This window comes from Bradyrhizobium sp. SZCCHNR1051 (assembly GCF_032489615.1).
Lineage (GTDB): Bacteria > Pseudomonadota > Alphaproteobacteria > Rhizobiales > Xanthobacteraceae > Bradyrhizobium.
Genome location: NZ_JAUEYJ010000014.1, coordinates 86712 through 107500, shown reverse-complemented (window position 1 = coordinate 107500; position 20789 = coordinate 86712). Strand labels below are relative to the sequence as shown.

Sequence of the window (20789 nt, the reverse complement as noted above, 5' to 3'; positions counted from 1 at the left end):
CGGATATGGTTCGAGACGGCGTTGAGCGTGAGGTACACGATCTTGCGCGGATAGGGTGTGATGTTGCCGGCGGAGCCGTGCACAAGATTGCCGTGGAACATCAGCATGCCACCCGGCTTTCCGGTTGGCGCGACGATGCCGCCTTCCGCGACCAGCCGCGTCACCGTCGCCTCGTCCAAGGTCCACAATGGATAGGACGTGGTCGCGAGATCGTGCGACGCCTCGAGGTCGCCGGCATGCTGGCTGCGTGGCACCAGCATCAAGGGGCCGTTGATCGGCATGACCTCGTCGAGGAAGATCGCGATGTTCATCGCGCGCGGTTCCGGCATGCCGTCGTCGCGCTTCCAGGTGCCGTAGTCCTGGTGCCATTGCCAGACATCGCCGGTGAAGGCCGATTTGGCGTTGATCTTGAACTGATGCATGTAGACCTTCTCGCCGAAGATCTGCTCGATCGGCTCGATCATGCGCGGATGCGCCGCGAGCACGCGGAAGGCGTCGTTGTAGAGATGGGCGGCAAACGCCGTGCGCGGCGCGCCGCTCCTTTCGCGCCAGACCTCGGGCCTGTTGGCGGCGTAGATCGCCTCCGCCTCGTGGGCGAGGAACGCGGTCTCCTCCGGGCTAAACAGCTCGGGCAGGAACAGCCAGCCCTCGCGGTTGAAGAATGCAATCTGCTCCGGGGTCAGCTTCATGTCCTTCTCCCTCGCCTTGGCTTCCTCGGACGGGGCTCCCGCTCTTTGCACCGGGCTGCCTCTGCGTCGTGCTCCCATCCTCTCGCCTGCCGATGGGCGTCACGGTGCTTCCGCTGTCGACATTGACAGAATCCGGGTGGATCGCAACATTCTCCAAGCCTATTTTGACTGGCAGATGATACGGGGCAGATCGACGATGGAGCCCGCCATGTCTGACCACTTCTACGCACTTTTCGAGACCGCGATCGGCACTTGCGCGATCGCCTGGGGACCGCGCGGAATCAACGCGGTGCAACTGCCGATGGGCGGCGTCGCGCAGACCCGGACCCGGATGCAGCAGCGCCACCCGGGCATCGCCGAGGATGAGCCGCCGGCGCATGTGCAGCGCGTCATCACCCGCGTCAAGGCGCTACTGGCCGGAGAGCCGGATGATCTCACCGACGTGGCTCTCGATCTCGACGGCGTCAGCGCATTCCAGCGCGGCGTCTACGACATCGCGCGCCGGATCCCGCCGGGCCGGACCCTGACCTATGGCGACATCGCCAAACAGCTCGGCGGCGTCGAGTTGTCGCGCGAGGTCGGTCAGGCGCTGGGCCGCAACCCGTGTCCCATCGTGGTGCCATGCCATCGCGTGCTCGCGGCCGGCAACAAGCCGGGCGGCTTCTCCGCCAATGGTGGCGTCGACACCAAGCTGAGGATGCTGGCGATCGAGGGCGCCGCGGTGAACCATACGCCCAGCCTGTTCGATTGACGGCAGGACGCTACTGGAAGGCGGGTTTGATCTCCGGCGCGGTTCGCTCTATGCGGTGGCGCGGTCTCGACCCCGCCAACCCATCTCCGAGCAGAGCGCGCCGATGAAAATTCCGACCCTTCCCTTCACCGTGATCGACTGGTCGGCCGTTCCCGTGACCGAGCATCCGGGAGAGCAGGGCACGGCCTATTGGCGGACGCTGATGATCGGCGACATCCGGGTGCGGCAGGTCGAGTACACGCCGGGCTATCTCGCCGATCATTGGTGTGATCGCGGCCACATCCTGCTGGTGACGGAAGGCGAACTCGAGAGCGAGCTCAAGGATGGTCGCAGGTTCACTCTGTCGGCGGGCATGAGCTACCAGGTCTCCGACTTCGGCGACGCTGCCCATCGGTCCTTTACGCCGAAAGGCGCCAAGCTGTTCATCGTCGACTGAGATCTGCGAGCGTTACACGGTCTCGCAGGCGAAGCCGTTGCCCTTGCGCCTGATACGCCCGACCGAGGGCGAGGGAAAATGGGCCGTGCAGCACAGCGTCGCCGTGTCGCAATAGCGATCGAGAAAGGTGCGCCGCGTCGCTGCGGCCTGCGCCGGATCGACGTCGAATTTCGGTGACAGCTCGGGAAGCCCAAGCTGCAGCGGCGAGTGCATCAGGTCGCCGGAGAACACCGCGTCGTCCTTGCCCTTGCCGACGGCGACCGCGACATGGCCGGGCGTGTGCCCCGGCGTCGGCAGCAGGCGGACGTGATCGCCGATCGCGAATCCATCCTTCACGATGTCGGCGCGCTTGGCCTCGACCACCGGCAGCACGCTGTCGGCGAATGGAGGCACCTCGGTCTTGGCGTTCTGCGCCACCCAGTAATCATATTCACGCTGCGCGAATACGTAGCGCGCATTCGGAAAGGTCGGCACCCAGCGGCCGTTGTCGAGCCGCGTGTTCCAGCCGACATGATCGGTGTGCAGATGCGTGCACATCACGACGTCGATGCCGTCGACCGACACGCCCGCAGTCGCAAGCGCCCGCATGTAGGTGTCGTCGGTCTTCATGTTCCAGACCGGCCGCGCGCGCGGCTTGTCGTTGCCGATGCAGCTGTCGATCAGGATGGTGTGGTGAGGCGTCCTCACCACGTAGGACTGAAAGCACAGGATCAGCGTGTCCTGCGCATCGAGGGCACCGGCCGCCTGCAGCGCGCTGCGTTCCGCTGCCAGCATCTCCGACGTCAGCTCCGGAAACATCTCGCGCGCCGGCAGGAACGTGGTTTCCTGCTCGATGATGCGATGAATGGTCGTGTCTGCAACCGAGAATGTCAGCGTCACGTCAGCTCCTGTTCGGCGATCAAGCCGCCGGCGGCACCGAGACCTTCACCGATTCCCGCTCCAGCATCTTGTTGTGGAACGCGTCGAGCGTTGGAAACGCCTTGCGCCAGCCGCAATCCGCAAACCGGAAATCGGCATAGCCGAGCACGCAGACGAGTCCGATCGAGACGATGTCGAACGGGCGCGTCATCAAGTCGGGCTGCGCATTGAAGCGCGCCATGCCCATCCAGGCTCTGTTCCAGTGGTCGTCGGACCACGCCTGCCAGCGCAGGCCCTCCGGGCGCACCATCGCCTCGTAGCGGCACAACAGCATCGAATCGAGCATGCCCTGCAGCATCGAATGCTCGCTCTTCACCTTCCAGCGCGAGGGACCCGATGCCGGAATGAGCTTGTTGCCGCCGGCGAGCTCGTCGAGATATTCGACGATCACGTAGGAATCCAGGATCACGTCGCCGTTGTCGAGGATCAGCACCGGCAGCTTCTTCAGCGGCGTGATCTTCGAATACTCCTCATTGGCCTGGCCCGGCGTCACCGCTGCGGCCATGAATTCGATCTTGTCGATCAGCCCGAGTTCGATGGCGGCGATGCGCACCTTGCGGGCGAACGGCGAGGCGGGCGAGAAGGTGAGTTTCATCGACGTATTCCTGTTGGCTCGCGACAGATGGTTCTCCGTCATTGCGAGGAGCGAAGCGACGAAGCAATCCAGAGTCGCGCGTGGCATTCTGGATTGCTTCGCTTCGCTCGCAATGACGGTGGATGGTGTTACGCCTCGATGATCTCCTGGCGCTGCTCGCCGAGGCGCTCGATGCCGAGCGTGACGACGTCGCCGACGTTGAGGAAGGTCGGCGGCTTCATGCCCATGCCGACACCCGGAGGCGTGCCCGTGGTGACGATGTCGCCGGGCAGCAGCGTCATGAACTGCGAGACGTAGGAGATGCACTTCGCCATCGAGAAGATCATCGTCGCGGTGGTGCCGGTCTGGCGGCGCTGGCCGTTGACGTCGAGCCACATCGACAGGTTCTGCACGTCTGGAATCTCGTCCTTGGTGACGAGCCACGGGCCGACCGGGCCGAACGTGTCGTGCGACTTGCCCTTGGTCCACTGGCCAAGCCGCTCGATCTGGAAGTTGCGCTCGGACACGTCGTTGCAGATCGTGTAGCCGGCGATGTGGTTCAGCGCCTCCGCCTCGGAGACGTATTTGGCGCGGGTGCCGATGATGGCGGCGATCTCGACCTCCCAGTCGAGCTTGGTCGAGCCGCGCGGCTTCTCGACCTGATCATAGGGACCGCACAGCGCGGTGTTGGCCTTGAGGAAGAAGATCGGCTCGGCCGGGATCGGGTTGCCGGTCTCCTTGGCATGGTCGGAGTAGTTGAGGCCGATCGCCACGAATTTCGAGATGCCGGCGACGGGGGCGCCGAGCCGCGGCTTGCCGGCGACGGCGGGCAGGGAGGCCGGATCGAGCGCGGCGAGCTTCTTCAGGGACTCCGGCGCATAGGCGGCGCCGTCGAGGTCCTTCACATGCGCCGACAGGTCGCGCAACTGGCCGGATGCATCGATCAGGCCCGGCTTCTCCGCGCCCTTCTCGCCGTAGCGAACAAGCTTCATTGGTTTCTCTCCCTCAAATCCCTGGTATTCCAGAGCCCTGTCATGGAGCATGGCGGGAGGAAATTCAACCTGGCGGGCTATGCGTCGCCGCTGCCCTGTAATGCCTCGAAGCGGAAGGCGGCGCCGTCCCGCCGGATATGGCCGGCATGGAAATGGCCGCCGATCACCAGCGTCTCAGTGTCGGCAAAACGCGAGAACAGCGCCCGCCGGGTCGCGATCGCCTGCGCCGGATCGGAATCGACCGTCGAGCTCCAATCGAGATGCGCCATCTGGCAGGGATGATGGGCGACGTCCCCGGTGAGCAGGGCCTGCGCGCCATCCGAGCGGATGTGCAGGCTGACATGACCGGGGCTGTGGCCCGGCGTCGGGATCAGTGTGATCTCGTCGGTGATCACAGCCTCGCTTCCGACCAGCTCCGCACGTCCGGCCGCAACGATCGGCTGCACGGAATCGGCGAAGGTCGCGGTCTCGTCGGCGGCCTCGCTGTGATCGCGCCAATGCTCATATTCGCTGCGGCCGAAGACGTAGCGCGCATTGGCAAAGGTCGGGACCCAGCGGCCGTCGACCAGCCGCGTATTCCATCCGACATGGTCGACATGGAGGTGGGTGCAGATCACCATGTCGATGCTCTCAGGCGGGAGGCCAGCAGCGCTCATCGTCTCCAGGAACGGTGTCGCGCGGTTGTTCCACATTGGCACGCTGCGGCCCTGCTTGTCGTTGCCGAGCCCGGTGTCGACCACGATCCGCATCGTCGGTGTTTCCAGCACCAGGGTGTGGATCGACATCTTCAGCCGGCCTTCATCGGTCGCAAAATCGGGCGCGAGCCAGGACAGCTCGCGGATCGCCTCGGGCGTTGCCTGCGGCAGGATGAAGCGGGTGCCGCCGACAGTCTCCAGCTCGACGAATTTGGTGATCCTGACCCGGCCGATCGTCCAAGACATGCGCGCTTCCTCGTCGTATTCTTGATGCCGGTCACGATGCCGCGTGGCTTATTCCGGCGCAATGGATCAACTGCCCGGAACAAGCGTTGCTGCATTCCGTCCATGAGGAGAACGCCATGCCAGAGCTGACGATATCGCCCGAGAAGGTCGCCTTCCTGATCGAAAAGGCGCGCGAGTTCGACGTCAAGGAGCAGGCGACCGATGAGGAATCCGGCTCGAATGCCGTCGATGACGACATGGTCGACGTGCTCCAGGATAGCGGCGATGATCCTGTGGTGCGCGAGATCACCGGTTTCATCAACGCGATGACCGAGGACGAGCAGACCGATCTCGTCGCCTTGATGCGGCTCGGCCGCGGCGACGGCGATATCGACGAGTGGGACGATCTGCGCCGCGAGGCCGCCGGCCAGCGCGACCGCCACACCGCGCGCTATCTGCTGGGCGAGCCGATGCTGGGCGATCTGCTTGCGGAAGGTCTCGACGCCTTCGGCATCGACTGGACGGAAGGCCGCACCACGGCGGATTCGTCGAGCCCGAGCCAGCGCGACGAGGACGAGACCACGAAGCGGTAGGTCGTTCGGAAAGGTAGAGTCGCTGTATTCATAGCGCGGATGGCAAACAGAACTCACAGCTTTATTAGTTGGATTCGAATTCCTATTGCGCCGGCACTGCGCTCCCTCGCCCCGCTTGCGCGGGAGAGGGTTGGGTGAGGAGGACTCTCCACAGACATCCGCGTTCGCGGGAGAGCCCCCCTCACCCGGATTGCATCTTGCCATGCAATCCGACCTCTCCCCGCAAGCGGGGCGAGGTGAAAGCCCGGGATTGGCGTAGCAGGTTTCCGCGCCAGACCGCCCAAGGAAGTCTGTCTTACAGCGTGCCTGGGAAGGCGCCGCCGTCGAGCAGGATGTTCTGGCCGGTGATGTAGCCGGCCTTGGCGCCGCACAGGAAGGCGCAGGCGAGTCCGAATTCCTCGGGATCGCCGAAGCGACCTGCAGGGTTCGTCTTGGCGCGGTCGGCTAGTATCTGCTCCGGCGTGACACCGCGCTTCTCGGCTTCGCCCTTTGCCGTCGAGAGCAGGCGGTCGGTCTCGAACGGCCCCGGCAGCAGCGCGTTGATGGTGACGTTGTTGATCACGGTCTTGCGCGACAGGCCGGCGACGAAGCCGGTGAGGCCGGCGCGGGCGCCGTTGGAGAGGCCGAGGATGTCGATCGGCGCCTTCACCGCGGCCGAGGTGATGTTGACGATGCGGCCGAATTTGCGCGCCATCATGCCGTCGACGGTCGCCTTGATCAGCTCGATCGGCGTCAGCATGTTGGCGTCGAGCGCCTTGATCCAGTCGTCGCGGGTCCAGTTGCGAAAATCGCCGGGCGGCGGGCCGCCGGCATTGTTGATCAGGATGTCCGGATCCGGGCAGGCCTTCAGCACGGCGGCGCGGCCCTCAGGCGTGGTGATGTCGCCCGCCACTTCCGTCACGGTGACGCCAGGATTGGCAGCGCGGATCTCGGCCGCGGTCTTTGCCAGCACCTCGGCGCCGCGCGCCGTGATCGTGACATGCACGCCCTCATTGGCGAGCGCGATGGCGCAGGCGCGGCCCAAACCCTTGCTGGAGGCGCAGACGATGGCGCGGCGGCCCTTGATCCCGAGATCCACGATTGATCACTCCGATATGTCAGTGAGGCTGGAAGGAAGATGCGCGCATTCTAGCCAACCGCATTGCCGCTGATAAGAGCAGCCGGCCTGTGCCGAATTGCATGGCTCGCTATGACGGGAGAGGCGGCGCCGCCGTGTCCGTCAGATGCGCCGTTCCTGCTTCAGCCGGTCGATCAGGCTTGCGACCTCCGGAGGCAGCGAGCGGAAGCCTTTTGCGCCTGCGAGCGAGAGCATCGGCCGCAGGCGTGATCCCTCGAGGAAGCGCGGCTGACGCTCGGGGGGAACGATCCTGTCGAACACCAGCACCAGCGTGGTCGCGACCATGCCGGTGCGGATCGCGCCCAGCAGAGCGCCGCCGAGCCGGTCGCCGAAGCCGGCCTCGGAACCGATCGCTTCGTCGAGCAGGATGCGGCCGATCTTGCCCAGCGCCATGCCGATGACGACGAAAGCGGCGAAGAACTGCAGCCAGTTCTGTGCCAGCGGAGTCCCGTGCATGTCGCGCAGTTGCGGGCTCATCGCCGCGACAGCGCCCATCGCCAGCGGCATCGCGAGCAGGTAGGCCAGAATCGTGATGGCGCTGCGCAACAGCCCGGTCGAGAAGCCGCTGTAGACGGCAACCATCAGTGCTGCACAAGCGGCGAGGTCGAAAGCGTTCATGGTTGCTCCGCCGCGGTTGTAGGCCGGACCGGTAAACGATTCCGGTTTGCGCTGTTTCAAATCGTCTGTATCAATGCGCTGCAACAAATGAGGAAACCGTGGGAGGGACCATGTCCGACCTGTTCAATGTCAGCCGCGAGGTGATCCTGATCACTGGCGCGAGCCAGGGACTCGGCCGGCAGTTCGCGCGGGTTCTATCGGCGCATGGCGCCGCCGTTGCGCTCGCGGCGCGCCAGACCGGCAAGCTCAAGGCGCTGGAGGAGGAGATCAGGGCGAGGGGTGGTCGCGCCGCCGCGGTCGAGATGGACGTGACCAGCACGACGTCGATCGCCAGGGGCATGGATGTCGCCGAAGCCGCGCTCGGGCCCATCACGGTGCTGATCAACAACGCCGGCATCGCCGTGGAGAAGCTCGCGGTCGAGCAGAGCGAGGCGGATTGGGACGCCGTGATCGGCGCCAATCTGAAGGGCGCCTATTTCGCCGCAACCGAAGCGGCGCGGCGCATGACGGCGCGCAAGGCCGGCGGCAACATCATCAACATCGCCTCGGTGCTCGGCTTCAGCGTCGTCAAGTTCATCTCGCCTTATGCGATCTCCAAGGCCGGCGTGGTGCAGGCGACCAAGGCGCTGGCGCTGGAGTTTGCGGCGAGCGGCATCCGCGTCAACGCACTGGCGCCCGGCTATATCGACACCGACATCAATCACGACGTCTGGGAGACGCCTGCGGGCGAGAAGCTGATCAAGCGCATCCCGCAGCGGCGCGTCGGCCATGAGAGTGATCTCGACGGCGCAATCCTGCTGCTGGCGTCCAACGCCTCGCGCTACATGACCGGCAGCGTCGTCACGGTGGACGGCGGCTTCCTGCTGACGTGAGGCCCTGCTGATCCGCAGGTTGATATGCCTCGATGGCAAGCGGACTCAGCCTTTCAGCTCGCTCCTGATCATGTCGGCGGCCTTCTCGCCGATCATGATGGTTGGCGCATTGGTGTTGCCGCCGATCAGGGTCGGCATGATCGAGGCATCGACCACGCGCAGGCCGGAGAGACCGTGCACCTTCAACTTGGGATCGACGACGGCGAGTGGATCGTCGACGCCCATCTTGCAGGTGCCGACAGGATGGTAGACCGTATCGACGCGGGCGCGCAGGATGGCGCGAATGTCGTCGTCGGTCCTGACATCCGACGTGAACAGGTCGCGCTTGCCGAGGCTGCGCATCGCCGGCGTCTGCATCAGCCGCAGCGTGGTCTTGTAGCCGGCCACCATGGTTTCGAGATCGTCGGCCTCGCCCAGGAAGTTGGGATCGATCAGCGGCGCGGCGAGCGGATCGGCATTCTTCAAGCCGACCATGCCGCGGCTCTTCGGCCGGAGCAGACAGAAATGGCAGGAGAAGCCGTTGCCGTGGCGCTTGCGGCCGTGATCGTCGGTGACGGCCATGCCGAAATGCAGCTGGATGTCGGGGATGTCGAGATCGGGCCGCGTCTTCAGGAAGCCGCCGCATTCGGCGAAGTTCGAGGTCAGGACGCCGCGGCGCTCGCGGCGATATTGGCCGATGCCCACCAGCAGCCGACGCAGGCCTTTCGGCGACAGGGAAGAGAAGTTGGGGTTGTCGGAGGTGTGGGCGAAGATGAAATCCGGATGGTCCTGCAGGTTCTGTCCGACACCCGGCAGATGGTGGACGCTGGCGATGCCGAGCCGCGCCAGTGCAGTTGCGTCGCCGACGCCTGAAAGCATCAGCAATTGCGGGGTCTGGAACGCGCCGGAGGCGAGGATCACTTCGCGCCGGCAGCGGATCTCCTTGACCTCCTTGCCCTGGCGATACTTCACGCCGACCGCGCGCTTGCCCTCGAACAGGATCATCGAGGCATGCGCCGAGGTCTCGACTCGCAGGTTGCTGCGGTTGTCGAGATGCGGCTGGATGTAGGCCCGTGCCGCGCTCCAGCGCTCGCCATTGGCTTGCGTGACTTGATAGAGCCCGAGCCCTTCCTGCGTCTCGGCATTGAAGTCGTCGCGGATCGGAAACTGCGCTTCGCGCGCGGCCTGGAGGAAAATCTCGTGCACAGGATTGTCGGTCCGCAGCCGGTTGACGGGCAGCGGTCCCGATCGGCCATGATACTCGCCGTCGAACTCGGCATTGTTCTCGGAGCGCTTGAAGTAGGGCAGTACGTCGTCATACGACCATCCGGCATTGCCGAGTGCAGCCCAATGATCGTAGTCGGCGCGGTGGCCGCGGATGTAGACCATGGCGTTGATCGCCGAGGAGCCGCCGAGCCCGCGGCCGCGCGGCTGATAGCCGATGCGCCCGTCCAGGCCCTTCTGCGGCACCGTGGTGAAGGACCAGTTGTTCACGGGCCCCGCGACCATCAGGAACAGCATGTAGGGCGTGGTCACGATCCAGTTGTCGTTGCGTCCCCCGGCGTCGAGCAGCGCCACGGATGTCGCCGGATCTTCCGACAAGCGGCCAGCAACCGTTGCGCCGCCGCTGCCGCCGCCCACGACGATGAAATCGACCTCGTCCGTCACGCATCTCTCCCTGATGTTGTCTTGCTTGTTGTTTGAATGTCATTCCCAAGGGCGGCGCCGCGCACAGCTGGCGAAACCATTGGATTAGGCTTGCACCCCATCATCTCGGGGTTCCGGGTTCGCACTTTGCGCGCCCCGGAATGACGATTGGTGTGGCTAGGACAGGAATCGCAGCAGCTTTTCGATTCGTGCGATGCTGGCGCCGTAGGGAGGATAGAGATCCTTCATGCGGTTGAAGGGCGAGCGGTAGAATACCGGCTTCAGCTTGCTGAAGCTGTTGAAGCCCCATTCGCCGTGATAGTGGCCGATGCCGGAGGCGCCGACGCCGCCCATCGGCTGGTTCATCTGCGCAAAATGCAGCAGGCAGTCGTTGATGGTGACGCCGCCGGAGACGGTGCGCGCAAGCACCGTATCACGGGCCGCAGCGTCAGTGCCGAACCAGTACAGCGCGAGCGGCCGGTCGTGGGCGTTGATGTGGCGGATCACCTCGTCGGACTGGCGATAGGTCATGATGGGCAGCAGGGGACCGAAGATCTCCTCCTGCATGATCGCCATGTCCGGGGTTGCACCGACCACGACGGTCGGTGGAAATTTCCGCAGCTTCTTCCAGGCCGGATCTTCCGGACTGGTCGTGCTCAGTGTCTTGGCGCCGCGCGCGATCGCGTCGCGCAGCAATCCTTCCAGCCGGGCATAGTGCCGCTCGGAGATGATCGACGTGTAATCGTCATTGGCCGGGTTAGTGCCGAACATCTGCAGCATCTGCCGGTGCAGCTTGCCCGCGAATGCGTCCGCGTGCTGTTCGGGCACGAACACGTAGTCCGGCGCGATGCAGGTCTGGCCGGCGTTGAGCAGCTTGGCATAGGCGATCCGCTCCGCGGCTTCGTCGATGTTGGCGGAGACGTCGACGATGGTCGGTGACTTGCCGCCGAGCTCGAGCGTCACCGGGGTCAAGTTGCGTCCGGCGGCCTCAGCGACGATGCGGCCGACGCGGGTCGAGCCGGTGAAGACGAGATGATCGAAGGGCAGCGCCGCAAAGGTCTCCGCGACGCCGTCGTCGATGCCGGTGACGATGAGCTGGGTCGGGTCGAAATTCGCCGCGATGAGCTCCTTGAGCAGCGCGGAGAAGTGCGGCGTCAGCTCGCTCGGCTTGATCATGACCCGGTTGCCGGCGGCGAGCGCGCCGATTGCCGGCGCCAGCGTCAGCTGCAACGGGTAATTCCACGGCGCGATGATGCCGACCACGCCGAGCGGCTGCGGAATCAGGCGGTTACGCGCCGGCCAGAACTGCAGCGCGGTGGCGATGCGCCGCGGCGCCATCCAGCGCGGCAGCACCTTGAGCGTGTGCCTGATCTCGGCCTGCAGGAACAGCGTTTCGGCAATCGTGGTCTCGACGGCGCAGCGGTGGCCGAAATCGGCCGAGATCGCCTGCTCCAGGCGCTTCTCGTTGTCCGACAGCATCGCTCGCAGCCGCTTCAGGCCGTCCAGCCGCGCCGCGAGGGCGGGTGGAGGCGCATTGCGGGAGGCCTCGACCTGCGCCTGGAACGCGTCGTCGAGCGCCGAGAGGGCTGGGCTCTTCAGGGACTGGTCCATGGACGTCTCCTCGCGTGTACCGCGGCCGCGTGCAGGGCCGTCATTCTGGTTGGCTTAAAGCTGCCGCGTTGCGGAACCCTTGGCAAGTACGGCATCGGTTTTGCGCCGCCTGGCGATAGCGTAGAGCCAAGCCGTTTGGCGGGTGTGCGGTTCGTCGATCCCTGCCGCCGCCCTTCGTGGAACTTTGTCGTTGTTCCCAGCCTGGGCCGTGCGCCTCATGCTGGCGGGCAAACAGGCCGATCTCATAAGAGATTGGATTATCGATGTAATTCGAGCAACGAGGCTCGTAGCGGGCGGTGTCACAATCCGGCAAAAAAACTTGCGGAAAGCCCTTTCCAAACCGGCCTCGCATTGGTACATACCGCCCGCACCCGATGGCCGACCCGGCCGGCGGGCTCAAGCCTTCTCAGGAAGCCTTTGGGATGGATCGGCAGCGCCTCAGGCGTCTGCCAGGACTGCCCGTGCTTCTCTGAAGGTGACGCACAAGTTAACGCGGGGTGGAGCAGCCCGGTAGCTCGTCAGGCTCATAACCTGAAGGTCATAGGTTCAAATCCTATCCCCGCAACCATTGAGACCGAAACTCCCGTAGCCGATGAGGCTGCGGGAGTTTTGGTTTGTGCTGCTTCCTCCCTGTGAGCTGCTGTGCAGCTGAGGACAGTACCGTCTCCCCATGAAGCGTGGCATCGGAAGATCCGGGAATGATCACCAGGACGGCGGGCACACGACCATGTGAGCCGGCAGACAATCTGCGAAGCTCGCGTTGAACTGAAGTATTGAGGCAACGGCGAAATCCACAATCCGTCTGCCTGCGGTACAACGCCATTGCCCTGGCGTGGGGGCAAGCTTGCGCATTGCGACAGCGCAGCCACCGTCACGATGTCAGACGCAACAGATTGCGCACGGCGGGGCGCCATTCTCCGGTCATGGTGTATTCGAGGCCGAGCCGTGCGCCGCAGGTGATCGCCAGCATCGTCAACGGCGCCGAGACCGCCAGCGTCGAGAATGCCGACAGGCCCTGTCCGATCGTGCAGCCCATCGACATGATGCCGCCGGTGCCCATCAGCAGCGCGCCGGTCATGTGACGCTTCAGCTCGCGCGCGTCATCGCAGGCTTCCCAGCGGAAGACGCGCGAAAACATTGCCGCGACGAACGAGCCCAGGATCACGCCGGCGACGGAGCCGATCGCAAAATCGGCCCGGCTGCCCGAAAGCGTGGCGATGTAGAGCACGGTATTGCCGAGCGGGGCAACGAAGGTCAGGGATGCCACGCGCGCCGGATCGAAATCGTCATTGCCGAGCCAGCTGGTGGCGAACCAGCCGAACGCCACCGCACAGCCTACGGCGAGGCCGGAGAGCAGCAGGCGCGGCGATCTCACGAGGCGCCCGTCGGCCAATGCCCAGGCCGCGAGCGCGACCGCTGCGACGGAAACGGTTGCCGGCCGCGCATATGAGCCAAGTGCGGGCGACAGCAGCACATCCATGCCCTGGGTCATCGTTTCGGGCAGGCGTATGGAGAGCGGCTCGATCAGCGAGATGCGCAGGAATCCCGTGAGCCCGCGCATCGCGGCCAGGGCTGACACGCCCAGCACCAGAAACACGACGATGGCGCGCAGATCACCGCCGCCGATACGGACCAGCGTTCCGAAGCCGCAGGTGCCGACCAGGGCCATCCCGATGCCGAACGACAGGCCGCCGAGGATGGCGCCGCCGAGCGGAATGGACGACGTCAAGTAGATCGAGCGCGACAGGTCGATCAGGCCGAAGCTGGCGAGCAACTGGGTTGCGACCAGCGCGACCGCGGCCGCCAGCGCGAAGGATTTGAGTCGTCGGGTATCGGCGCCGAAGAACGCGTCCTCCAGCATCGCGAGCGTACAGAAGCGGCCGGCGCGACCGGCGACGCCGAGAACGGCGCCCGCGAGCAGCCCACACATGAACGTCAGTGCTGATGGGCTGAGCATTCCTCTCCGACATCCTCGTTGGTTACCCGGCATTGTGCGCCAGGAACGGCGGGGACGCCAGACCTCTCGCGCCGCTACAGGGCGCGCCGATGCGAAGCCCGAGACCGCGAGGCCAACCTCTCAGCGGCGGCGCTTGCGGACCGGCTCGCAATAGACGTCGTAGATCGCCGTCAGGATCTTGCGGACATCTTCGCTCGCAAGGCTGTAGTAGATCGTCTTGCCGTCGCGCCGCGTCGTGACCAGCCGGTCGAGCCTGAGACGGGCGAGCTGCTGCGAGACGGTCGACTGCCGCTCGCCCAGGAACTGCTCGAGCTCGGTGACGGATTTTTCGCCTTCGGCGAGGATGCAGAGCAGCAAAAGCCGGGACTCGTGGGACAGCGCCTTCAGCATCTCGCTGGCTTCCCGCGCCTTCTCGATCATCTGCTCGAGCTCGGCAGAGGTTTCGATGTCCTTCAACTTCGGCAGCGGCATGAATTCTGAATCCCTCGGTTGGCGTCAGGAGCGGGCCGGAGCCCCGCTTGTAGCATTCATTATGCGGCCGAGCAGCCCAAAGAAGAACGCACCGCCGGGATAACCGCGGATGCGTCCGATCTCGCGGCCCTGCTCGACCACCACGAAGGTCGGGGTGAACGCTCCCGGATCGATGCCGGAAAGATCCGTCGGCAGCGGCTTGGCAAGGTCGACCCGTCGCAGCGGCAGCGCGCGCCCTTCGTCGGTCTTGGCATAGATCGGACCGATTTCTGCGTTGAAGCGGGCGCACCAGCCGCAGCCCGGACGTTCGAACATCACGAGCTCGGAGGCGAACGCCGGCGACGAGAGGCAAATGCCGGTCACCACCGCTCCTGCGAGCGTTGCGAATCCGCGCGATGCACTTCTGCTGGTCATGCCGAGATCCTCTCTGGACTTGTTGGCCAATCTATCATTAAATTCGAATATGTACTAGTGCGCGATTTCCGAATCCTGCCCGGCAGGCCGGGCACGTAGCGCTGGCCGACCGGGAGGAAAGATGGATCTCGACGTCACGCTGGGGGCCGCGCTGGCCGCGGGTCTGTTGTCGTTTCTGTCACCGTGCATTCTGCCGCTGGTCCCGCCGTTCCTGTGCTACATGGCCGGCGTCTCGGCGGCCGACGCGATCGGCGAAACCAGCATGGCCCAGCGGCGGCGGACGGTGCTGACGGCGCTGTGCTTCGTCGGCGGCTTTTCGCTGGTGTTCGTCGGTCTTGGCGCCACCGCCTCGGTGTTCGGGCGATTCATCGCCGGCCATCTCAGCCAGCTCGGCATCCTCGCCGGCCTCGTCATCATCACGATGGGGCTGCATTTCCTCGGGGTGCTCCGGATTCCGCTGCTGTACCGGAGCGCGACGATCGACGTCGGAAGCAAGCCGGCCGGTCTGCTCGGTGCGTTCGTGATGGGACTTGCCTTCGCCTTCGGCTGGACGCCGTGTGCGGGGCCGGTCCTTGCCGCCGTGCTGATGATGGCCGGCGCGGAGGCGACGGTCGGCAAGGGCGCGCTGCTGCTCGCCGCCTACTCGGTCGGGACCGGCATCCCGTTCCTGATCGCCGCGGCCTTCACGGGGCAGTTCATGACCATGCTCAAGAGCATCAAGCCGCATCTCCCCCTGGTCGAGAAGACGATGGGCGGCTTTCTCGTCCTGACCGGCGCGGCCTTTCTCGCCGGCGTGATCCCGCGGATGTCGGAATGGATCTTCGAGCGCTTTCCGTCGCTCGCCACCATCGGCTGATCAGCCGAAGCGGAAGTCCAATAGATTGACGAAGGACTGCAGTTCGATCTCATAGCGATGCACCAGGCCGGCGTCGCTCTCGCGCGCGGCGCGGCCGATTTCGCCGGCGCTCGTCGTGGCGCCGTCGATCAGGCGGCGGAATTCGGCCTGGCGCGCCACGTCGGGCGCGGCGAGGCCGTTGCAGCGTTGCAGCCGCTCGCGCAGCGCTGTGCCGGCCTGGACGACCTCGTCGGGCTCGGCCTTGCCCGCTGCGAACCGTATCGCGGCGTTGCGCAGCTCGTCCATGACGGGCGACAGCTCGAACACGCAATCGCTGAGCTCGACCACGCCGGCGTCCTGCCTCAGGGCGTGAAGCGACCGGCGCAATGCGGCAATGGCCGCCGCAGCGCGCGCGCCGTCACCTGCGGTCAGCGCTTCGTCCGCCTGCTTCAGGCGATCGTTTCCGGTGGCGATCAGCTCTGCAAAGGATTTGGCCGAATAGGGCGCATTGGAGCGCTCGGCGAGCCGGCTGAGCCTGGCCCAGGCGATCCGGGCGTCGTCGAGCTCGATCTGCGCCAGGCCCACATTGCCGGTGCGGCCATAGCTCGCGGCTGTGCGCAGGCTGGCCATCGCCGAGCGCATGAAGGCAGCAACGTCCGCGTTCTCTTCGGCGTGCCCACGGACGCCATGCGTGAGGCATGACAGCACGAGCGACAGCATGATGACGCGGCGCAGCATCGAATGTCCTTTTCACATTCTGTTATTCGAATATCATGTATCGAAATTCCGTGGACTTGGCAAAGTGGACTTGGCAAAGCGCGCGAGCAGGCTGATGACGACGAACCGGACGATGACACGGCGCGATCTGGTTGCGCTGCTCTCTGCTGCGGCGGCCGTCGGCCTGGCGTCAGCGCCGGCGCAGGCCGACGCGGCGCTCGGCGACGACGGGCTCTATCACCAGTCCTGGTTTCTCAACAGCTTCCTGGACCTGCGCGAGGATCTCGAAAGTGCGGCGTCGGAAGGCAAGCGGCTTGCGATCATGTGGGAGCTGCGCGGCTGCCCGTATTGCCGCGAGACTCATCTGGTGAACTTTGCCGATCAAGGGATCACGGACTACATCCGTGCCAATTTCGAAGTGCTGCAGCTCAACCTGCTCGGCGCGCGCAAGGTGATCGACTTCGATGGCAAGGAGCTTGCCGAGAAGGAGCTCGCCGAGCGTTACGCGATCCGCTTCACGCCGACGTTCCAGTTCTTTCCGCCATCGGCCGAGGGGGTCTCTGCGAAGGAGCCGCTCGCGCGCGAGGTGGCGCGCGCGCCGGGCTATCTCAAGCCGCCGCATTTCCTCGCAATGTTCCGCTTCGTGCGCGAGAGGGCCTATGAGCGCGGCACATTTCGCGACTATCTCGCTTCGACCAAGGGTTGAGTGCACTGCGGCATCGAAATACGCTTGACACCAATCACATTATCAAATCATAATTCTTGAATATGATGGATCGTAAGTCCGTCGTGTCATCGTAAGGCGAGGCGACGCCTCGTCGGTCAGGGTGGAAACATGCGCCGTTTGATTCCGGCCGCCTTGCTCTGCGTGTTGCTGTCGGCAGCCGCGCGAGGTGACGAGCCGATCAGGCTCGATGTCGTCGACTATGCCATTCCGAAATCGCTGACGGGCGCGCCCGGCAATGCCGATGCCGGCAAGAAGGTGTTTTTGACGCGGACGCTGGGCAATTGTCTCGCCTGTCATCAGGTGTCGTCGCTGAAGTCCGAAGAGTTTCACGGCGAGTTCGGTCCGTCGCTCGACGGCGTCGCGACCCGCTACAACACGGCGCAATTGCGCCTGATCGTCGCCGATCCCAAGCGTATCTTTACCGATACGGTGATGCCCGCCTTCTACAAGAACGACGGACTCAATCGCGTCAGGCCGGAGTTCGTCGGCAAACCCGTCCTCACCGCCGCGCAGGTCGAGGACGTCGTCGCCTTTCTCGAAACATTGAAATAACCGCCTCTGGAGGATGATGCATGGGCGCAATCAACAGACGACAGGCGTTCCTTCTCGGCGGCGGTTTCGTCGCCCTGACGGTGCTGCCGATGGCCGCCAACGCCGAGCCGAGCAACGACGCGGCCGAGATGATCAAGAAGTTCACCGGCGGCAAGGAAGCGGCCAAGGGCAAGATTACGCTCGATCTGCCTGAGATCGCCGAGAACGGCAACACCGTGCCGCTCGCGCTCACGGTCGAAAGCCCGATGACACCAGACAACTACGTCAAGGAAGTGCTGTTCGTGGCCGACGGCAATCCGAACGCCGGCGTCGCCACGCTGATGTTCACGCCGATGTCCGGCAAGGCCGAGGCGTCGATCCGTATCCGTCTGGCGCAGACCCAGAACGTGATCGCAATCGCGAAGATGAGCGACGGCTCGCTCTTCACGGAGCGCAAGACCGTCAAGGTCACCATCGGCGGCTGCGGCGGCTGAGACAGGGGAGAGACGAACATGGCAGACAAGCCGCGCATCAAGCTTCCGAAGGAAGCCAGGAAGGGCGAGATCATCCAGATCAAGACGCTGGTCTCGCATCTGATGGAATCGGGTCAGCGCAAGGATGCGCAGGGCAAGCCGATCCCACGCAAGATCATCAACAAGTTCACCTGCGAGTTCAACGGCAAGCCGGTGTTCTCCTGCGCGCTGGAGCCGGCGATCTCGGCCAACCCGTACATCCAGTTCGACGCAAGGATCGACGAGGAAGGCACGTTCAAGTTCGCCTGGACGGATGATGATGGCTCAGTCGTGACGGCCGAAGAGAAGATCGCGTTGAAGGCCTGATCGGCCGCGTGTGATCGCTAGGAGGAGTGACGGATGTCCATTCGCTACGGTTCTCTCGCCGTCCTGGCTTCGGCCGCGCTCGCCCTGTCGGCAGCCGCGACGTTCGGCCAGGAGGCCGAACGGAAGGGCATTCCGGCGCCTCCCGGTCACGTCTTCAAGACCATCATCTCGGGCTATCAGTTCCGCACCAAGGAAACGCGCGCGCTCCAGGATGACGACCTGGAGAATCCCGGCTTCCTCGCGGTGGAGCGGGCCGCCGACGTCTGGAAGACGGTCGACGGCAGCGAAGGCAAGTCGTGCATGAGCTGCCATGGCGAGGCGGAAAAGACCATGAAGGGCGTCGGCGCCGCCATGCCCAAATGGAGCGATAAGCTCAACAAGCCGGTCAATCTCGAGCAGCAGATCAACATCTGCCGCACCGAGCACATGAAGGCGCAGCCCTGGGCCTTCAAGTCGAAGGAACTGACGGACATGACGGCGTTCGTCCGCTACCAGTCGCGCGGTATGCCGGTGGCGGTGAAGACCGACGGTCCGATGTCGCCATGGTTCGAGAAGGGCAAGGAGATCTACTATACGCGGGTCGGGCAGCTCGATCTCGCCTGCGCGTCCTGCCACGAGAAGAACAACGGCAAGTTCATGCGCGCCGATTTTCTGAGCCAAGGCCAGACCAACGGCTTTCCGACCTACCGGCTGCGCGATCAGCGCCTGATCCCGCTGCACGAACGCTTCGAGGGCTGCATGTTCGACGTTCGCGGCGTGCCCTACAAGCCGCTGTCGGACGAGTTCCTCGCCCTCGAAGTCTACGTCGCCTGGCGCGGCATCGGGCTGCCCGTCGAGACACCGTCGGTCCGCAACTAGCCGCGGACACAAGGAAGATACATCATGATATCGCGTCGCGAATTCGTTCAGGTCGCATTGGCGGCGGCTGCCTTGACGGGTGGCTCCGGTCTTGCGGGTGCGACCCGCGCCTTTGCTCAGCAGAAGCTGACCGAGAAGGAGCTGCTGGCGTTCGATCCGGTCGGCAACGTCACCTTGGTGCATGTCACCGACATCCACGGCCAGCTGATGCCGCTGTATTTCCGGGAGCCGTCGACCAATCTCGGCGTCGGTGACGCCAAGGGCCAGCCGCCGCATGTCACCGGCAAGGATTTCCTCACCCGCTTCGGCATCGCGCCGGGCTCGTCGTCGGCCTATGCGCTGACCTCGGAGGATTTCGAGGCGCTCGCCAAGACCTACGGGCGGATCGGCGGGCTCGACCGCGCCGCCACCGTCATCAAGGCCATCCGCGCCGAGCGCGGCGACAAGGTCGTGCTGCTCGATGGCGGTGACACCTGGCAGGGATCATGGTCGTCGCTGAAGACCCGCGGCCAGGACATGATCGACTGCATGGCGCTGCTGAAGCCGGATGCGATGACGGGGCATTGGGAGTTCACCTACGGTACCGAGCGCGTCAAGCAGGCGGTCGATGGTCTCGGCTTTCCGTTCCTCGGCCTCAACATCCGCGACACCGAATGGAACGAGCCGGCGTTCGAAGCCTCGACGATGATCGAGCGCGGCGGCGTCAAGATCGCGGTGCTCGGCCAAGCCTTCCCGTATACGCCGGTCGCCAATCCCCGCTGGATGATTCCGAACTGGTCGTTTGGCGTGCGCGAGGAGGATGTTCAGACCCAGGTCGACAAGGCGCGCAAGGACGGCGCCGGCCTCGTGGTGCTGCTGTCGCACAACGGCTTCGACGTCGACCGCAAGCTGGCCAGCCGCGTCAAGGGTCTCGACGTCATTCTCACGGGTCACACCCATGATGCGCTGCCCGAGGCCGTGAAGGTCGGCAAGACGCTGCTGATCGCGTCGGGCTCCTCCGGCAAGTTCGTCTCGCGGCTCGATCTCGACGTCAAGGACGGCGAGGTGAAGGGCTATCGTTACAAACTGATCCCGCTGTTTTCCGACGTGATCACGCCGGATCCGGCGATGGCGGCCAAGATCGCCGAGGTGCGCAAGCCGTTTGCCGCCGATCTCGCCCGCCCGCTGGGACGGACCGAGACGCTGCTGTATCGCCGCGGCAATTTCAACGGCACGTTCGATGACCTCATCTGCCAAGCGCTGCTGCAGGAGCGCGATGCGGAGATCGCGCTGTCGCCGGGCTTCCGCTGGGGCACCAGCGTGATGCCGGGCCAGGACATCACCTTCGAGGACGTCACCAACGCCACCGCGATCACCTATCCGGCCGTCTATCGCATGGGTATGACCGGCACTCGGCTGAAGGAGATCATCGAGGACGTCGCCGACAACCTGTTCAACGTCGACCCCTACTACCAGCAGGGCGGCGACATGGTCCGCATCGGCGGCATGTCCTACGCCATCGACGTCAACAAGCCGCAGGGGCAGCGCATCTCCGACATGCGCCTGATCAAGACCGGGGCCGCGATCGATCCGACGCGCGAGTATCAGGTCGCGGGCTGGGCCAGCGTCAACGAAGGCACGCAGGGGCCGCCGATCTGGGAGGTCGTGTCGAGCTATCTGCAGCGCCAGAAAACCGTTCGTCTCGAGCCCAACCGGGCCGTCAAAGTCTCCGGAGTGTGACGAC

24 protein-coding genes and 1 tRNA gene (1 of these 25 only partly in view) are annotated in these 20789 nt (G+C 64.8%); 12 read left to right on the top strand and 13 right to left on the bottom strand.

The genetic code is table 11. The features are described 5' to 3' along the window. Positions 1-689 carry the 5' portion of a phytanoyl-CoA dioxygenase family protein gene (locus tag QW868_RS18490; RefSeq protein WP_315736255.1) on the bottom strand. It extends 112 nt beyond the left edge of the window, so only the first 689 of its 801 coding nucleotides appear in the window; the start codon lies at positions 687-689; its stop codon lies off the left edge, out of view. Positions 690-897: 208 nt separating this feature from the next. On the opposite strand from QW868_RS18490, the gene QW868_RS18485 reads away from it, so the two are divergent. Next, positions 898-1440, top strand: a complete 543-nt coding sequence (locus tag QW868_RS18485) for a methylated-DNA--[protein]-cysteine S-methyltransferase (RefSeq protein WP_315755982.1) — start codon at positions 898-900, stop codon at positions 1438-1440. 103 nt (positions 1441-1543) lie between these two features. Beyond that, positions 1544-1876 carry a DHCW motif cupin fold protein gene (locus QW868_RS18480; RefSeq protein ID WP_316160771.1) on the top strand — a complete coding sequence of 111 codons (333 nt, stop codon included), beginning with the start codon at positions 1544-1546 and terminating at the stop codon, positions 1874-1876. 12 nt (positions 1877-1888) lie between these two features. Here the strand turns inward: QW868_RS18480 and QW868_RS18475 are convergent, their stop codons facing one another. The 4 genes from QW868_RS18475 to QW868_RS18460 form a co-directional block, all read right to left on the bottom strand. After that, positions 1889-2755, bottom strand: coding sequence for an MBL fold metallo-hydrolase (locus QW868_RS18475; protein WP_316231154.1), 867 nt, complete (start codon positions 2753-2755; stop codon positions 1889-1891). Positions 2756-2774: 19 nt separating this feature from the next. After that, complete coding sequence (locus QW868_RS18470; protein WP_315736259.1) at positions 2775-3389, bottom strand: glutathione S-transferase family protein; 615 nt, start codon at positions 3387-3389, stop codon at positions 2775-2777. A gap of 128 nt (positions 3390-3517) precedes the next feature. Then, positions 3518-4360, bottom strand: a complete 843-nt coding sequence (locus QW868_RS18465; RefSeq protein ID WP_316231153.1) for a fumarylacetoacetate hydrolase family protein — start codon at positions 4358-4360, stop codon at positions 3518-3520. A gap of 77 nt (positions 4361-4437) precedes the next feature. After that, on the bottom strand, positions 4438-5301 hold the full coding sequence (locus QW868_RS18460; protein ID WP_316231152.1) for an MBL fold metallo-hydrolase: 864 nt from the start codon (positions 5299-5301) through the stop codon (positions 4438-4440). 116 nt (positions 5302-5417) lie between these two features. Between QW868_RS18460 and QW868_RS18455 the strand changes: the two genes are divergently transcribed. Further along, positions 5418-5873, top strand: a complete 456-nt coding sequence (locus QW868_RS18455) for a DUF3775 domain-containing protein (RefSeq protein ID WP_315736261.1) — start codon at positions 5418-5420, stop codon at positions 5871-5873. Positions 5874-6168: 295 nt separating this feature from the next. Here the strand turns inward: QW868_RS18455 and QW868_RS18450 are convergent, their stop codons facing one another. After that, positions 6169-6951: an SDR family oxidoreductase gene (locus QW868_RS18450; RefSeq protein WP_315753786.1), complete on the bottom strand. Its 783-nt coding sequence runs from the start codon at positions 6949-6951 to the stop codon at positions 6169-6171. Between the two features lie 141 nt (positions 6952-7092). After that, positions 7093-7608 carry a CvpA family protein gene (locus QW868_RS18445; RefSeq protein ID WP_316231151.1) on the bottom strand — a complete coding sequence of 172 codons (516 nt, stop codon included), beginning with the start codon at positions 7606-7608 and terminating at the stop codon, positions 7093-7095. 110 nt (positions 7609-7718) lie between these two features. On the opposite strand from QW868_RS18445, the gene QW868_RS18440 reads away from it, so the two are divergent. After that, the gene (locus tag QW868_RS18440; RefSeq protein WP_316231150.1) at positions 7719-8480 is read left to right on the top strand and encodes an SDR family oxidoreductase; all 762 of its coding nucleotides are present in this window, start codon (positions 7719-7721) and stop codon (positions 8478-8480) included. Between the two features lie 45 nt (positions 8481-8525). Here QW868_RS18440 and QW868_RS18435 read toward each other — a convergent pair whose 3' ends face one another. After that, positions 8526-10127, bottom strand: coding sequence for a GMC family oxidoreductase (locus tag QW868_RS18435; protein ID WP_316231149.1), 1602 nt, complete (start codon positions 10125-10127; stop codon positions 8526-8528). A 156-nt stretch (positions 10128-10283) separates the two neighbouring features. After that, positions 10284-11717, bottom strand: coding sequence for a coniferyl aldehyde dehydrogenase (locus QW868_RS18430; RefSeq protein ID WP_316231148.1), 1434 nt, complete (start codon positions 11715-11717; stop codon positions 10284-10286). Between the two features lie 491 nt (positions 11718-12208). Between QW868_RS18430 and QW868_RS18425 the strand changes: the two genes are divergently transcribed. Beyond that, positions 12209-12285, top strand: a tRNA-Met gene (locus QW868_RS18425). Positions 12286-12588: 303 nt separating this feature from the next. On the opposite strand, the gene QW868_RS18420 is transcribed toward QW868_RS18425, so the two are convergent. From QW868_RS18420 to QW868_RS18410, 3 genes are all read right to left on the bottom strand, one after another. Beyond that, on the bottom strand, positions 12589-13674 hold the full coding sequence (locus tag QW868_RS18420; RefSeq protein ID WP_315783122.1) for a YeeE/YedE family protein: 1086 nt from the start codon (positions 13672-13674) through the stop codon (positions 12589-12591). A gap of 120 nt (positions 13675-13794) precedes the next feature. Then, positions 13795-14145: a metalloregulator ArsR/SmtB family transcription factor gene (locus QW868_RS18415; RefSeq protein ID WP_315755991.1), complete on the bottom strand. Its 351-nt coding sequence runs from the start codon at positions 14143-14145 to the stop codon at positions 13795-13797. A gap of 24 nt (positions 14146-14169) precedes the next feature. Continuing rightward, positions 14170-14559, bottom strand: a complete 390-nt coding sequence (locus QW868_RS18410; RefSeq protein WP_316231147.1) for a thioredoxin — start codon at positions 14557-14559, stop codon at positions 14170-14172. 121 nt (positions 14560-14680) lie between these two features. Here QW868_RS18410 and QW868_RS18405 point away from each other — a divergent pair, with 121 nt between their 5' ends. After that, positions 14681-15415 carry a cytochrome c biogenesis CcdA family protein gene (locus QW868_RS18405; RefSeq protein WP_315736268.1) on the top strand — a complete coding sequence of 245 codons (735 nt, stop codon included), beginning with the start codon at positions 14681-14683 and terminating at the stop codon, positions 15413-15415. Here the strand turns inward: QW868_RS18405 and QW868_RS18400 are convergent, their stop codons facing one another. Then, on the bottom strand, positions 15416-16132 hold the full coding sequence (locus QW868_RS18400; RefSeq protein WP_316231146.1) for a hypothetical protein: 717 nt from the start codon (positions 16130-16132) through the stop codon (positions 15416-15418). A 94-nt stretch (positions 16133-16226) separates the two neighbouring features. On the opposite strand from QW868_RS18400, the gene QW868_RS18395 reads away from it, so the two are divergent. The 6 genes from QW868_RS18395 to soxB all read left to right on the top strand — a co-directional run bounded on the left by QW868_RS18395 (position 16227) and on the right by soxB (position 20785). After that, on the top strand, positions 16227-16817 hold the full coding sequence (locus QW868_RS18395; RefSeq protein ID WP_316231145.1) for a thioredoxin family protein: 591 nt from the start codon (positions 16227-16229) through the stop codon (positions 16815-16817). A gap of 129 nt (positions 16818-16946) precedes the next feature. Next, positions 16947-17390 (top strand): sulfur oxidation c-type cytochrome SoxX, encoded by a 444-nt coding sequence (gene soxX / locus QW868_RS18390; RefSeq protein WP_315755995.1) that lies wholly within the window; start codon positions 16947-16949, stop codon positions 17388-17390. 20 nt (positions 17391-17410) lie between these two features. Beyond that, on the top strand, positions 17411-17863 hold the full coding sequence (gene soxY, locus QW868_RS18385) for a thiosulfate oxidation carrier protein SoxY (RefSeq protein WP_315778326.1): 453 nt from the start codon (positions 17411-17413) through the stop codon (positions 17861-17863). A gap of 18 nt (positions 17864-17881) precedes the next feature. Then, on the top strand, positions 17882-18208 hold the full coding sequence (soxZ, locus tag QW868_RS18380) for a thiosulfate oxidation carrier complex protein SoxZ (RefSeq protein WP_316231144.1): 327 nt from the start codon (positions 17882-17884) through the stop codon (positions 18206-18208). Positions 18209-18241: 33 nt separating this feature from the next. Next, complete coding sequence (soxA, locus tag QW868_RS18375) at positions 18242-19066, top strand: sulfur oxidation c-type cytochrome SoxA (RefSeq protein WP_315755997.1); 825 nt, start codon at positions 18242-18244, stop codon at positions 19064-19066. A 24-nt stretch (positions 19067-19090) separates the two neighbouring features. Next, the gene (soxB, locus tag QW868_RS18370; protein WP_315795665.1) at positions 19091-20785 is read left to right on the top strand and encodes a thiosulfohydrolase SoxB; all 1695 of its coding nucleotides are present in this window, start codon (positions 19091-19093) and stop codon (positions 20783-20785) included. Positions 20786-20789 lie beyond the last annotated feature (4 nt).